15 protein-coding genes and 1 riboswitch are annotated in these 14177 nt (G+C 40.2%); of the genes, 8 read left to right on the forward strand and 7 right to left on the reverse strand.

What is annotated here, in order from left to right; translation table 11 throughout:
* Nucleotides 1–17: 17 nt before the first annotated feature.
* On the forward strand, nt 18–179 hold the full coding sequence (locus ACIQXH_RS10935) for a hypothetical protein (RefSeq protein ID WP_402867622.1): 162 nt from the start codon (nt 18–20) through the stop codon (nt 177–179).
* Nucleotides 180–223: 44 nt separating this feature from the next.
* Here ACIQXH_RS10935 and ACIQXH_RS10940 read toward each other — a convergent pair whose 3' ends face one another.
* The gene (locus ACIQXH_RS10940; protein ID WP_402990276.1) at nt 224–802 is read right to left on the reverse strand and encodes a GNAT family N-acetyltransferase; all 579 of its coding nucleotides are present in this window, start codon (nt 800–802) and stop codon (nt 224–226) included.
* A 105-nt stretch (nt 803–907) separates the two neighbouring features.
* Between ACIQXH_RS10940 and pdxR the strand changes: the two genes are divergently transcribed.
* Nucleotides 908–2302 carry a MocR-like pyridoxine biosynthesis transcription factor PdxR gene (pdxR, locus tag ACIQXH_RS10945; protein ID WP_402990274.1) on the forward strand — a complete coding sequence of 465 codons (1395 nt, stop codon included), beginning with the start codon at nt 908–910 and terminating at the stop codon, nt 2300–2302.
* A gap of 45 nt (nt 2303–2347) precedes the next feature.
* Here pdxR and ACIQXH_RS10950 read toward each other — a convergent pair whose 3' ends face one another.
* Nucleotides 2348–2770 carry a MarR family winged helix-turn-helix transcriptional regulator gene (locus tag ACIQXH_RS10950; protein ID WP_402867625.1) on the reverse strand — a complete coding sequence of 141 codons (423 nt, stop codon included), beginning with the start codon at nt 2768–2770 and terminating at the stop codon, nt 2348–2350.
* 318 nt (nt 2771–3088) lie between these two features.
* On the reverse strand, nt 3089–3292 hold the full coding sequence (locus ACIQXH_RS10955) for a hypothetical protein (protein ID WP_402867626.1): 204 nt from the start codon (nt 3290–3292) through the stop codon (nt 3089–3091).
* 127 nt (nt 3293–3419) lie between these two features.
* Between ACIQXH_RS10955 and ytvI the strand changes: the two genes are divergently transcribed.
* Nucleotides 3420–4466: a sporulation integral membrane protein YtvI gene (gene ytvI / locus ACIQXH_RS10960; protein WP_402990271.1), complete on the forward strand. Its 1047-nt coding sequence runs from the start codon at nt 3420–3422 to the stop codon at nt 4464–4466.
* 370 nt (nt 4467–4836) lie between these two features.
* Here ytvI and ACIQXH_RS10965 read toward each other — a convergent pair whose 3' ends face one another.
* Nucleotides 4837–6189 (reverse strand): hemolysin family protein, encoded by a 1353-nt coding sequence (locus ACIQXH_RS10965; RefSeq protein ID WP_402867628.1) that lies wholly within the window; start codon nt 6187–6189, stop codon nt 4837–4839.
* A gap of 602 nt (nt 6190–6791) precedes the next feature.
* On the opposite strand from ACIQXH_RS10965, the gene ACIQXH_RS10970 reads away from it, so the two are divergent.
* The 4 genes from ACIQXH_RS10970 (at nt 6792) to uptA (ending at nt 9243) form a co-directional block, all read left to right on the forward strand.
* Nucleotides 6792–7367 carry a YitT family protein gene (locus tag ACIQXH_RS10970; RefSeq protein ID WP_402867629.1) on the forward strand — a complete coding sequence of 192 codons (576 nt, stop codon included), beginning with the start codon at nt 6792–6794 and terminating at the stop codon, nt 7365–7367.
* An 88-nt stretch (nt 7368–7455) separates the two neighbouring features.
* Nucleotides 7456–8169, forward strand: coding sequence for a FixH family protein (locus ACIQXH_RS10975; protein ID WP_403123480.1), 714 nt, complete (start codon nt 7456–7458; stop codon nt 8167–8169).
* Nucleotides 8170–8274: 105 nt separating this feature from the next.
* On the forward strand, nt 8275–8448 hold the full coding sequence (locus tag ACIQXH_RS10980; RefSeq protein ID WP_402867631.1) for an Lmo0850 family protein: 174 nt from the start codon (nt 8275–8277) through the stop codon (nt 8446–8448).
* 165 nt (nt 8449–8613) lie between these two features.
* The gene (gene uptA / locus ACIQXH_RS10985) at nt 8614–9243 is read left to right on the forward strand and encodes an undecaprenyl phosphate transporter UptA (RefSeq protein ID WP_402955538.1); all 630 of its coding nucleotides are present in this window, start codon (nt 8614–8616) and stop codon (nt 9241–9243) included.
* A gap of 43 nt (nt 9244–9286) precedes the next feature.
* Here the strand turns inward: uptA and ACIQXH_RS10990 are convergent, their stop codons facing one another.
* From ACIQXH_RS10990 to ACIQXH_RS11000, 3 genes are all read right to left on the reverse strand, one after another.
* The gene (locus ACIQXH_RS10990) at nt 9287–10618 is read right to left on the reverse strand and encodes a hemolysin family protein (protein ID WP_402867633.1); all 1332 of its coding nucleotides are present in this window, start codon (nt 10616–10618) and stop codon (nt 9287–9289) included.
* 266 nt (nt 10619–10884) lie between these two features.
* Complete coding sequence (locus ACIQXH_RS10995; protein WP_402867634.1) at nt 10885–11994, reverse strand: histidine kinase N-terminal domain-containing protein; 1110 nt, start codon at nt 11992–11994, stop codon at nt 10885–10887.
* Nucleotides 11995–12217: 223 nt separating this feature from the next.
* A complete protein-coding gene (locus tag ACIQXH_RS11000) occupies nt 12218–13105 on the reverse strand; it encodes a cation diffusion facilitator family transporter (protein ID WP_403123483.1) in 888 nt (295 codons plus the stop codon).
* A gap of 250 nt (nt 13106–13355) precedes the next feature.
* Nucleotides 13356–13458, forward strand: a riboswitch (TPP riboswitch).
* 98 nt (nt 13459–13556) lie between these two features.
* On the opposite strand from ACIQXH_RS11000, the gene thiT reads away from it, so the two are divergent.
* Nucleotides 13557–14138 (forward strand): energy-coupled thiamine transporter ThiT, encoded by a 582-nt coding sequence (thiT, locus tag ACIQXH_RS11005; RefSeq protein ID WP_403123486.1) that lies wholly within the window; start codon nt 13557–13559, stop codon nt 14136–14138.
* Nucleotides 14139–14177 lie beyond the last annotated feature (39 nt).

The raw sequence follows: 14177 nt of genomic DNA on the forward strand, positions 1-14177 counted from the left end.
GCATAGGAGGAAAAATCATGCTTTTCGGCGATTCCATTTATCTATTGTTTGCGTTGCTCATGCCACTTTTTTTCGCTATTGTCGTATTCATATTCATTCGTTCTATTAAAAAGCAGAATGAATCTTTACAGCAAAAGGAGAAGGAAAGTACAGCTCATAAACAATCATCCGAAAATTAATCCATGGTCAAGAGAGTGTCCAAATGAATGGGCACTCTCTTGATTCATTTCCCCAAAAACCCTTCCAACTTCTGCTTCACATTCGGCCACTCTTCTTTGAGGATGCTGAACACCATGGTGTTTCTGACTCTCCCATCTTTCAGTACTTTTTCTTTTCGTAACATCCCCTCTTCAACAGCTCCAAGCCTAGCAATGGCCGCACGTGAAGCTCTGTTCAGCTCATCTGTCCTGAATTCTACACGATTCATGTGCCACGTTTCAAAGGCATGCTGTAAAAGTAAATATTTGCATTCGGTGTTGACGGCTGTCCTCCACTTTGAAGGGTGATACCAGGTCGAGCCGATTTCCACTGTTTGATTATCGAATCGTATATCCCTTAGGCTTGTGCTGCCGATAACCGATTGAGTCGAAGAATCGATTACCGCAAAGGGATGGTGCTGATTCTTTTCCCTTGATAAGATGCCTTGCTGTACAAATTCCACAGCGTCTTGATGAGACAAAATCTTCGTCGCACTCCACACCCAGATTTCTTTGGGGAGGGAGGCTGTGTAAATCGGTTCGATATGATTTTCCATCAGGGGTACCAGTGAAACGTATTTCCCGGTTAATTCAAACGGCTTCATGTTCATTCCTCCAATCAAGTAATATCCTGATTATAAAAAAAATCTGGTACTATAATAAGAACCAGAACTGTTATAATTTATGGAACCAGTAAAGGGGTGGGCGCCATGTACGAAATCACTTTTCAACTCGAAAAAACAAAGGATCGACCATTATATGTTCAACTGTATCACTATTTGAAAAGGGAAATTCAGAATGGGCAAATAAAGGCTGGAATGAAGTTACCCTCAAAACGAAAGCTAGCCGTTCATTTAGGTATTGGCTTGAATACGGTGGATTCAGCTTATCAGCAGCTAATCGCGGAAGGGTATGTGGAGAGCCGGGTGAGAAAAGGATATTTCGCAGCGGAAATCGATCGGATTTCTTCCATTATGGAGCAAGTAACCACGACTAGTAATCCAGAGACCATTTTGCCAATTGTAACCAACATGATAGATTTTCATTATGGCCATGTGGATATCGACTCCTTCCCACATACCGTGTGGAAAAAGTGCATGAATAATACGCTGTACCTTCAGGAAAGGGACATGTTCATCAGCGGGGACCCTCAAGGGGAGCATGGTCTTAGGAACGAAATTGCGGACTACCTTTTTCAGTCAAGAGGGGTGCGGTGTGTCCCTAATCAAATCATCATCGGAGCGGGTACACAGTATTTCATTCATCTTTTGCGGCTTCTTCTTGGCAAGGAGAGAGTATTTGGGTTGGAAGACCCCGGGTTTCATCGGGTGAGAGAAGTATTGAAAGTGGAGGGAGCTGAGATGAGGTTCATTCCTTGTGATGAAAGCGGGTTGTGTGTGGAATCATTAAAGGAAAGCCAAGCTGATATCGCCTATGTTACCCCTTCTCACCAATTCCCGTTAGGAATGATCATGCCCATATCACGAAGGGTGGAATTATTGAAATGGGCAGGTAGAAAGAATGGCTATATTATTGAAGATGACTATGATGGAGAATTCCGACATACAGGCAAACCTATACCGTCTCTGCAAGGTCTGGATACAGGTGGAAGGGTAATCTATTTAGGCACGTTTTCTAAATCATTGATTCCCACGATTAGAGCGGGATATATGGTACTACCTCCTGAGTTAGCCGATCTTTACCAAAGAAAATTAAAAGGATACAAACAGACCATTTCCAAAATGATCCAAGAAACGGTCTGTCTTTTTATAAAAGATGGCCATTGGGAACGGCATCTGAATAGAATGAGAATCTTGTATCGAAAAAAGAATCAAGTGTTGCTTGCTGAACTAGAAGAAACCTTCCATGATCAAATAACGGTAATAGGAGAGAAGTCCGGACTACATATTCTAGTGCAAGTCCATAGTGATAAATCCGAAGCCGAGCTTATTCAAACCGCTGAAAGAAAGGGAGTGAAGGTGTACCCCACTTCAGTTTATCATTCAAAGAAAGACAACCATCCAACCATTTTGATGGGATATGGCGGTTTATCTGAATCAGATATCAAAGAAGGGATTCGCCTGTTAAAAAAGGCGTGGCTCTAGCTTTTGAATCGCTTATATAAAAGGGATTTAAAAGAATGATGGCAATTAATCTCTAATATTATTTAGAATTTTAAGCAGTGTTTGGAAAAATAAGTCCTGCTCCTCTTCGGAAATGCCATCTAAGGCTTTTCCTTCGATCTTATCCGCAATCTTCATGCATTTCATATGTACTTCTTTTCCTCTGGGCGTGAGTTCAATTCGCTTTTCCTCTTCATCCTTCCCAGGGACTTGTTTGATCATATGGTTCTCTTCCATGCTATTCACGGAACGGGTAATGATCACGCTATCAACGTCTAGATAATTGGATATGTCATTGATGGTAGAATAACCACAGTTCTTTAAATAATTCAAGATTGTCCATTGGTTATGATAAATATTCAGGCTTGTGATCTGTTCGTTCATATTTTTTACGATAGTTCTGGATAATTGTAAATGTTGATGGAATAGCTGATTTTGTTTGTTTTTCATATAATTCTCCTTCATAATGAGCGGCCACTTCATTATAATTTATAAATTGAAAAAGTCTAAGATAAAGAAAGATTCATATGATTCATTTTACTCATAACCGATTTTATCTTCAAGACATGTAAGGGGTATCATTTGTCGTACTTTGTGAGTAGTTGAACATAAACAAGTGCCAAAAAGAGAATGACCCTTTGTATTATACGACAAACATACAGAAATTTTAAGTAGCGTCTTGAAAATCATGGGGAACTATCTTTTTCCAATTTGCCCCTTACAAAAATATCAACTAAAAAAACCAGCATGGAAGCTGGTTTTTTGTCGTTAAATTCTTTCGCTTGCGGAGCGGTGTTTGGTTTCTTCTTTATTTCGTTCTTCTTCTTTTTCGTATTTAATGTCTTCTAGTGGCAAATCGTCGATGGGCATGACAAGCTGATCACGTTCTAGTTGTTTCTCTTGATTTTCTTTGAAAGCCTTGGATTTATCATTACGTTCCTGCAGAGTTTTATCTTTTTTTAAGTTATCCATAATCGATCCCTCCATCTCTTTCCTTATCTTTTCCCTTGAAATGAGAAAATAAAACGTATAACCGAAATATATGGGAGATTCTTTCATAAATATAGGAGAAATAGGAAAGGGCAAGGGGGTGTAGTAATTGAATTTCGCTATGTTTTTTCGCTGGTTTTGGAAGGCGGCTATCCTTTTAGGGATTATATTCTTGATTCCTTACTCGTGGGCGCTGATTTTTGCTCTAGTAACCGCCATCATATTGGATGGATTAGTGAACTTTATAAGCAAAATGTTAAACGTACATCGCCTCTGGGGCGTGTTGGTTTCCTTCATTATCTATGTAGGTGGCTTTATCGGCTTGATTTATTTCTCGCTTTCCGTTCTAATCAAACGGATTATCGTCCATTCTGAAAAGCTACCGATTTTAATTCGAGAAATTTATCTCACGGCAATTTTGCCGGTCATCAGGCAATGGGAGCAATATTCCCAAACGTTGCCGCCTAATCTCATTCAGTCAATCGAACTTACGATGGAAAAAGGGGTCATGGCTCTTGAGGGGTTTACGAAGGACTTTGTCCAGGACATGGTTCAGCTTGTTACGCTCGTACCCGCCTTTTTTATAGATTTCTTAATCTATTTAATTGCTTTATTCTTAATCAGTCTTGAGCTTCCGATGTTGAAGAGAAAGCTAGTTTCTTTTTTAAGGGAGTCAACCTACCAAAAAATCACCATGGTTTATCAAGATCTTAGTATGGCGGCTGTCGGGTTCTTTAGGGCGCAGATTGTATTGAGTTTATTCACGTTCTTGATGGCCTATGCGGGACTATGGATCCTAGATGTGAAATACACCTTGATCTTGGCTCTTTTAATCGTCATCGTCGATATTCTCCCGATATTGGGAACAGGGTCAGTGCTCGTTCCTTGGGCTGTCATTGTATGGACGCAAGGAAATCATCACCTTGGCATTGGTCTAATCATCTTGTTCCTGGTCATAACCGTTGTCAGGAGGACCATTGAGCCAAAAATCTATTCAGCAAATATGGGTTTAACCCCGCTAGCGTCGCTTGTCAGTCTTTATTTAGGATTTAAAGTGCTGGGGGTAATCGGACTTTTCCTAGGGCCGGCTATTCTCATCGTTTATAATACATTGAAGAGGGCTGGTGTCATCAAGCTTCATCATTTTAAAATATGAGCCATTGTTAGAAATTCTTAATGGAGTTTACTGAATTGGACATATCTTTAACCGTTTTACCTTTTCCTTTACAATGATTGCAGTTCCGTGAAAAGAACTGTAGATAGCGAGTTTTGCCTTTCCCTTTGCATTGCTGGCAAATGGTTATAACTTTCATCAGTCTTCACTCCTTAATTATGATGATGTTTCTTTAACAGTATGAAACAAGAAAGGTAGAACTATACCTCAATCACTATAAATAGAGGGGGATTTCTTACTATAATATGAAAGTTTTTTGTCTCATGTACCATAATGAAAGTGAAATCATGGAAGATGCCATGATGTAGGGTAGAAAAAACCCCGTCCTAATAAACTAGGGCGGGGTTTTCCATTAAGAAACGATTTCAGTCTGCGACATTAAAGGAAATTCCTTTACTTCGCTTACTGCTTTTGCAGGTTTATAAATCTCGATATAGCTGATATGGTGGTCTTCCATTTCTTTTATTTTAAAATGGTAAGGTCCATAATTCAGAATATCGCCTTGTTTGGCTTCGTAGTTCTCGGTAAGAATCCAGCCACCCATCGTATCGATATCTTCATCGTTGATATCGATGCCAAGTAAATCATTTATTTCACTGACCAATACCTTTGCATCGATAATATAATGATTTTCCTTCACTTTACGAACGTCAGGGACTTCATCTAAGTCGAACTCATCCCGGATATCACCGACAATCTCTTCCAGGATATCTTCAACGGTGACTAATCCCGATGTGCCGCCATATTCATCCATGAGGATTGCCATGTGTACACGTTCTTTTTGCATCTTTAATAGTAAATCGTGGATGGGGATGCTATCGATGACACGAATGATCGGACGAACATAACGATTGATCGTAGATGTTGCCTGATTTTTCTTGTCTATCATTTCCGTGAAAAGTTCCTTGATATTGACCAGTCCGATGATATGGTCTTTATCACCATCGATAACTGGGTATCGAGTGAAGTTTTCTTCAGCCATGATGGAAAAAAACTGCTGTATGGTATCATCTTTGGAAATCGTGGCGATTTCGGTACGAGGAACCATGATTTCCTTTGCTATGCGATCATCGAATTCAAAAATTTTATTCACATATTTAAACTCAGATTGGTTAATTTCGCCGCTTTTATAGCTTTCTGAAACAATGATGCGAAGCTCTTCTTCCGTATGAGCCAAGTCATGCTCAGAAACTGCTTTTAATCCAAACATTTTTGTTAGCACTCTTGCAGAGCCATTAAGTACCCAGATGAAAGGATACATGACTTTGTTAAATCCAATTAGCGGTTTGGCAATGAATAATGTTACTTGCTCTGCTTTTTGAATGGCCATCGTCTTTGGTGCCAGTTCTCCCACCACCACATGAATGAAGGTGATCAAAGAAAAGGCAATCGCGATTGAAAGGATATGTGAAGCAGATTCAGGGATATTTAATTGAGTGAGAAGCGGGCCCAAAATACTTTCAACTGTCGGTTCTCCCAGCCACCCAAGTCCTAATGCCGTAACTGTAATTCCCAGTTGGCATGTTGACAGGTATTCGTCGAGATTGGATGTGACCTTCTTTGCTGCTAGGGCATTCGGCTTACCTTCTTCAATTAATTGATCGATCTTCGTGCTCCTCACTTTAACAATCGCAAACTCCGAAGCTACAAAAAATGCTGTTAAAGCAATTAAAATGGCAATAAGTACCAAGTTTATTATGTCCAAAAAGTCTCCCTTACATCGCCTATGAGACGAATAAGGAGTCCACCTCCTACATTTTTAAAATATACAAGTATATTTTTTTTGTCGTGCTAAATAGCTAAATACGTACTGGAGTCGTGCATGAAGGCTGCAAGTTTACACTCCGTTTTTAAATGAATAGAGTACTAGTATATGTGTATTAGCGATACGTAGACGGGAAATAGAAGAATTTTGCAAGGAAAATGCAAGCAAGATTATTTAATACCGTGCACTTTTTCGCCAGGCAAAGCAGCGTCCGTCCGTCACAACGAACGTTCTTTAATGTCCCATCCAATCACCTCAGTTTAATTGATTTAAATACTTTCATTATAGAAAGAGTTAGTCATCCAGTCAAATTGCCTAATACTCGCAAAATGGTGGAAATGGCTTGTAAAAGGTTCATTTGTTTCACTATTTGACGGTTTTTGACCAATTCCTTTCCTATAACCATTATATAATGGAATATTCAGAAAATTAAAGGTCTATGCCTATAAAAAATAAAAAAGGCCTTTTATTAATTTTTAGCTTCTCTGTACATAGGATATAGGATTGGGACAAGATTATCCATTAAAAAGGATGTGGAAGTCATGATGATCATCGAAAAGATGGCAGCCATAATGGCCGGAAGTTTGCTTGTGGGCGTAGGAATTAATTTTTTTCTCATTCCTTATCACTTGTTGGATGGTGGCATGATTGGGATTGGTTTAATCATTCATTATTTTCTAGGGCTTCCAACTGGATTAGGCGTTATTCTGAGCAGTATTCCCCTATATATATATGCTTGGTATTACGAAAAAAAACTATTCCTCAACAGTTTGCATGGCCTACTTTTCTCTTCGTTATGTATCGATATTTTTTCCGAGGCTGTCATCGATTGGAATCTTCCCATCTATATAAGTGCCATAATCGGAGGGGGATTAATCGGGCTGGGAATCGGGCTCATGCTCCGGTATGGTACATCAACAGGCGGGACCGACATGCTTGCACAGATCATTTCCAGGAAAAGCGGGCTTAATGCCGGCATGTTAATTTTCTTCATAGATGGATGTGTCCTCATTGTGGGCTTGAGCGTGGTGGACCTGACTGTGTTTTTCTATTCATTTTTGACCATCATCGCTGTGGCGATGCTGACTTCGGTAACCGTGATGCGGACCGCAACTTAATAGAATGTATATATTTCAGTTATCTGGGAAGGATGGTGTATAAAACGACCGTCTTATCGGTTAATTATGAAAAAGAAGGAAGTTTTCGATGAAGAAATTTTATTTGTCAGCCATATTATTGTTTGCGTTAGCAGGATGTCAGGAAACCGAAAAGCCAGAAGATAAAGAAGTGAGCAATGCCATACCTGAAACCATGGATGCCACTATATCCGTTAAAGGGACATTGGTTTCCGGAAAAGAGGTCATCCTAGAAACCACAGTGAAGGAAGGAAGCCAACTTGTAAATGAAGCTGGTGAGGTTCTTTTTGAAGTGAGGAAATCCGGACAGGATAAACGGGAAATGTTAGATGCAAAGAATACGGGAAGCGGGACATATCAAGTGATGCACACCTTCAAGGAACAAGGGAAGTATCATGTAATTGCCCATGTAACAGCTAAAAATCAACATGTGATGCCGGAAAAAGAAGTGGTCATTACTGATAATGAAAGTGAAAACACCTCGGTACACCCAAGGTCGAATGTCTTGATCGAGTTTCATAACAATCCTGTGACGGCGGGGAACAGTTCCACCTTTGAAGCCAATGTGCATTTGGATGGGAAGCCTTTGACTGATGCAGATGTAAATTTTGAGGTGTGGAAAGAAGGCAGTGAAGAAAGTTATTTCACCAAGGCGAAAGAAGAGGGAAAAGGGACTTATCTAAATAAAGTGTCCTTTGACGAGGCGGGAACTTATAAGATTCAGGTGCATGTGGAAAAAGAAGAAGTGCATGAACATCAGCTACAAACGATACAGGTTAATTGATGAGAATATCTACCCTTTTTGGCGAGTATTTATCCAGATAGGTTTTAGCCTTACTTTTAATGGGAACGTAAAGGATAACGAATACAGCAGGAAGGGAGGGTAAGCATGAAAAATGAAATAATCAACAAGTACAAAAATCTCGGGGTCCATATTCAAAAAACGAAATCACGTCAGGAGATTTTCACGAATATTTCTCACACTGATTCATCCTTACTCACCTTAGAGTTCGCAACTGCTTTTTCAAACGATGTACAAAAACAGGAAATAAAAGAATATTAATCACAAGGAGACCGGGAAAGACAAGCTGGTCTTTTTTTTTGTTATCTAAAATCATATCACAATCTGACTGTTCCTTTTTTCAGGAAAATGAATAGAACGGATTTTTCCGCAATAGGATAGAAGGACAACCAAGTCAAAATTAGCGGAAAAGGGAGTCATTACATGATGTCAGAGCTGATTATGAAGATACTGAATTGGTTTGCGGAGATGGGATATATCGGTATTTTATTGGGGTTGATGGTGGAAATCATCCCCAGTGAGCTCGTACTTGGATACGGTGGCTATTTGATCGGAATGGGTAAGATGAACTTTTTGGGTGCCGTTATCGCAGGGGTGATGGGAGGTACGATTGCCCAATTATTCCTTTATTGGGCTGGTTATTATGGAGGACGGACATTCCTTTTAAAGTATGGAAAATATATATTCATTAAAGAAGCTCATATGATAATGGCCGAAGAATGGTTCCAACGGTATGGGGTGGGGGTGGTGTTCACAGCTCGCTTCATTCCTGTCGTACGACATGCCATTTCCATACCAGCTGGGATTGCCCGGATGTCCGCCTGGACATTCACTTTTTATACAGTGGCAGCCGTCATCCCTTGGACGATATTGTTCTTGTCATTGGGTCGGATTTTGGGGGAGAATTGGCAACAAATTAGAGAAATCACTGCACCTTATTTGATTCCTGTAGCAGGTTTTTCATTCGTCTTGATCATGTTGTATATCATTTGGAAGAAAAAGAGCCCGCCGCCAATCGTGACGGTCAAAAAGGTTGGGTCTGATAAAAGAATATAAAAAAATGGCCCCGGTAAGAATACTAGGGCCATTTTTCTTATTCTTAATCTTGTGGAAGGTTCTCCTCAAGTGTCAGCTGTTCTACTTTTTTTGTCACTTCAATAAAACGGATGGCGTGTTCATCCATCTCAATGACTTTGAAACAGAAACCATCTTTTTCCATGATGTCGCCAACTAGTACATCATAATTTTCCGTTAAGATCCAGCCACCGATTGTATCTACATCCTCTTCATCCAGGTGAATGCCAAGTAAGTCATTCACGTCTTTTACTAGAAGTTTGGAATCCAAGATATAGTGTCCATCCTTGATCTTACGAATGGAAGGAACTTCATCGATATCGAATTCATCACGAATTTCCCCGACGATTTCCTCAAGGATATCTTCAACGGTGACGAGACCGGAAGTACCACCATATTCATCCATCAAGATGGCCATGTGAATCCGCTCTTTTTGCATTTTTAGCAGTAATGTGTGAATGGGTATATTCTCCATGACCCGAATGATCGGGCGGGTATATTGTTCAATGGTTTTGGACTGGATATCCCGGTCCTTAATTAGGTCAGAAAAAACTTCTTTCAGATTGACCAAGCCAATCACATGATCCTTATCACCTTCGACAACGGGGTAACGCGTGTATTTTTCCGTTTTGGCAACATCGACGAAACCTTGTACGGTTTCATCTTTGGAAATGGTAAGGATTTCTGTTCTTGGAACCATGATTTCCTTGGCTACCCGGTCATCAAAATCAAATATATTGCTTACATATTTGAATTCAGATTGATTGATTTCCCCGCTTTTATAGCTGTCCGAAAGGATGAAACGCAATTCTTCCTCCGTGTGAGCAAGCTCGCTTTCCGAAGCGGATTTGAAGCCGAATAATCCAACGACAAACCGAGAGGAATGATTCAATAACCAGATGAACGGGAACGCGATCTTATGGAAAAGGATCAGAGGTTTGGCGATGGCCAAGGCCACCTCTTCCGCTTTTTGGATGGCAACCGTTTTAGGTGCGAGTTCACCTACGACGACATTCAAGAAGGTCATTAGGGAAAATGCAATGATAAAGGACAGAATACCTGCCACGTTGTTCGGAATATGTAATAGCTCGAATAAAGGTTCTATCAATTTATAGATTGTCGGTTGCCCAAGCCACCCAAGTCCAAGGGCGGTCACGGTAATGCCGAGCTGCGTTGCCGATAGGTACTCATCGAGATCTGATGTCACCTTTTTTGCAGCTAAGGCTTTCCTGTTTCCTTCTTCTATCAATTGGTCGATTCGCGAGCTTCGTACCCTAATGATTGAAAACTCGGAAGCAACAAAAAAGGCGGTTAAAGCGATTAAGATAATGACTAAGGCTAAACTAAATATGTCCAATAGTGAGGGATGTAATTGAACCGTTTACTTGCACCAAACGGGTGAATTATCCCAGTCACCTCCCAAAAACAAAAATGAATAAAATGTATAATGACTGTAAAAAAAGTAGATGGAATGATCTTGAAATGAATGTCTTCGAGCTTTTCTTTACGAATCTGTAGATTTATTCATCACGATTATACAAGTCACCTAATTATAGTATAAGGAACTATCAGGGAATCAGTCAAAAATTACACACTACTTCCCCGTGATTTGGTGACTTTTACTTATGATTTTGTTTTTACGCGTATGGAGAATGTAGTTAAGAAGTCCGTTGAATGACAAGTCAAGGTCCCTTGATGCTTGAGGATGATTTCCTTGCAAACGAATAGTCCCAACCCTGTGCCCCTTTTTTTCGTTGTGATGAAGGGTTCAAAGATGCTAGGAAGCACCTCGGAAGGTATCTTTGGACCGTTATTAGAAATATTCAAGGTTAGGAAACCTGATGCTACCGAACCGGAAATGTCTATGGATGGATTTGGCGTTTCCGTAACTACATCCAGGGCATTCAATATGATATTGAGTAACACTTGCCTGAATTCCTCCTTGGAGCCGGCCAACTGGGCTTCGCCCTCAATATTACAGGAGACGGAAGCATTTACTTCCAAGATGCTAGGGTATAGGAATTCAATCACTTCATCTACCAGGGGGGCGATTGGAAATATTTCAATTTGTGTAGTATCCGTTTCCCTCTTTGAAAGGTTAAGAAATTGTGTAATCCGATAATTAAGCTGATCCAATTCCTTTGAAATGATGTCCAGATACTTAATCTCTGGCTGTTCGGCTTGTAATAATTGAATGAAACCCATGATGGACGTAAGGGGATTCCGGAACTCATGGACAAAACTTGATGTCATCTGGCCTAAAAGGGTCAAACGGTCTTTATGATTTGGATTGATCAGCTGATATTGCTCCGCAACCTGCTTCGTCTTTAAATCGGTATAACTGGATAAAGCGAAATAAATGAGTTTATCGAAGTACGCATTTATTTGGTGGATAACCGCAGATAGTTCTCCTTTGATGGCTTCGTAAGAGAGAAATTGATCAATGATGATCGATCTTCCGGTAGAGGTTATGGAAAAGAACATATCCATATTCAAATGCTGTTTAACCCGGCCGGCTGAAATCTTTTCCCCTAAATCCTTCAGCATATCATCTATGTTAGTATCTGTATTTTTCAGTTGTTTCATCAGTGAATTTAGAATTTTTTCTATTTCTTCTTCAAAATATTCTATATAGCCATCTGACAAATGCTTTAATCGCTCTTTCCATTCGGTAAGGATAGTAGTTTTATGAGAAGATAGGAAGTGAAGAGTCATTTCTCGATTCAATACCATTTTGCCCTCCATGTGTAGGAAAATGAATTTATCTTACTTAATTATGAATGAATTAGAATATAATTCCAAAATGTAATATATGGTTTTAATAATAACAGATTGAAAGCGTTCTTTAAATACTCATTCATGCGGTAAATGATCGGTAAAAGGGGAAAGGCTTTGTTTATATTAGGTAAACATTGTATTAATAGGGGGTTTACACATATAAAAAAGGCACCGTTCATTATTGACGGGTACCTTTTTTTTGAAATGTATAGGGTTCGATATGGACAATGACATGTTTGATGTCATGTTCCTTTAATAAGTTTTCTTCAACCTTCACTGTAATGTCATGACTTTGGATGACGGTCAAGAGCGGATTGACATGCACGGTTGTTTCAACCAGAATTTCATTCCCATGCATCCGAGCTTTAATTTCACTCATGTCTTTCACCCCATCCGTCAACAGGATGGTTTGACCTATTTGTTGGAGATGCTGTTCATCGAAACCGTCGGTCAAGGAAAGTGAAGCGTCGTGGAAAATATCCCAAGCCGTTTTACAGATCATCAGACCTACCACTAAAGCCGCAACCGCATCCAACCAGTCTATGCCGATTGTGGTACCGATAATACCTACGAAAGCACCGATACTGACAAGAGCATCAGAACGGTTGTCCTGTGCGACAGCACGGATGGAGGCGCTGTTTATTTTTTTGCTTAAAGCCAAGTTGTAACGATAAACCCCGTACATGAAGATGGCGGAGAATAAAGCGACATAAGCTGTGAACATATTCGGTACAACTGTCGCATCCTGCGAAAAGAATGATTCGATGGCGCTGTATATGACCTGTAATCCGACGGTGATCATAATGAAGGCGGCAACCAGAGACGCTACGGTTTCAGCTCTCAGATGACCGTATGAATGATTATTATCAGGTGGTCGCTTTGATATTTTTAAGCCTATTAATACAGCGACAGAGGCAATGATATCGGTCGTGTTGTTTAAACCATCTGCCCAAAGTCCTTTCGAGTCTCCAAAGTAACCAAACGTTAATTTGAGGGCCGACAAGAATATGTATGCGGCTATACTGATATAGGCGCCCTTTTCAGCAGAAATTGAATGTTTATCCATGTCTTTTCCCCCTCGTGCAAAATAACCTTTATAAAGATATCAAATTGAACCCTAGTGAGTCTATAGAAAAATTGTCGTCTTTATCCATCTAACTTGGCGTATGGCATGTGTATTGAGGCCATGTAAAGAAGTTGGCTGGATGAAAAAATATAACCAGTAATAGGGAAAAACGCTCGTGGATATAATCGTGTTATTTACTTGTCAATTAGAGAAACTAGTAGTATATTCTAACCGAGGAACAAAAATTAAATACTTCCACAAGGGGAGCCAAGATGGCTGAGAGTGAACGGTTGAGTTCAGACCCTATGAACCTGTTAGTTAGTACTAGCGTAGGGATGTGGTTTTGGATAGCAATACTGGGCATCCATTACCGCCCTGGTGTTGCTTTTTTGCATGCCAAAAAAGCGACACGGGACTCATGGGCACTTTTGCACGTGGAGAAGGGTGAGAGATGATGAAACATAAAACATTATTCATGACAGAGGTCGCGATTTTTTCTGCATTGGCATTACTGCTGGATATAGTCTCCGGTTTTGTTTTTGCAAGGATATGGCCACAGGGGGGATCGATTTCCATTGCCATGGTACCGATATTCTTAATGGCCTATCGTTGGGGAATCAAGGGAGGAATGGCCACCGGTTTACTATTGGGGCTTTTGCAGATTGCCACTGGTTTGGCATTTCTGGCAACGCCGCTTCAAGGATTTATCGAATATTTTCTTGCTTTTACCGCCGTGGGATTATCCGGGTTGTTCATGAATAAATTTGTGAATAACCGTAAAGGGGGAAAACGGTTAAGAGGGGATATATATGCGGTTTGTGGCATGTTTGTGGGGAGCTTCCTGAGGTTTCTTTGCCATTTTACAGCAGGTATCGTTTTCTTTGGGGAATATGCGCCAAACGGGCAACCAGTCGTCCTCTATTCCTTGATTTACAATGGGACATATATGCTGTTTAGTTTTATTTTATCAGCAATCGTGGTAATGGTGCTTTATTCGGCTGCTTCGAATGTCTTGTTAAAGAAAGCCATCTAAGGACAGACTTATAAAAAGGGCCGGCTCAATTATGAGCCG

Source organism: Peribacillus sp. NPDC097225, from assembly GCF_044761955.1.
Lineage (GTDB): Bacteria > Bacillota > Bacilli > Bacillales > DSM-1321 > Peribacillus.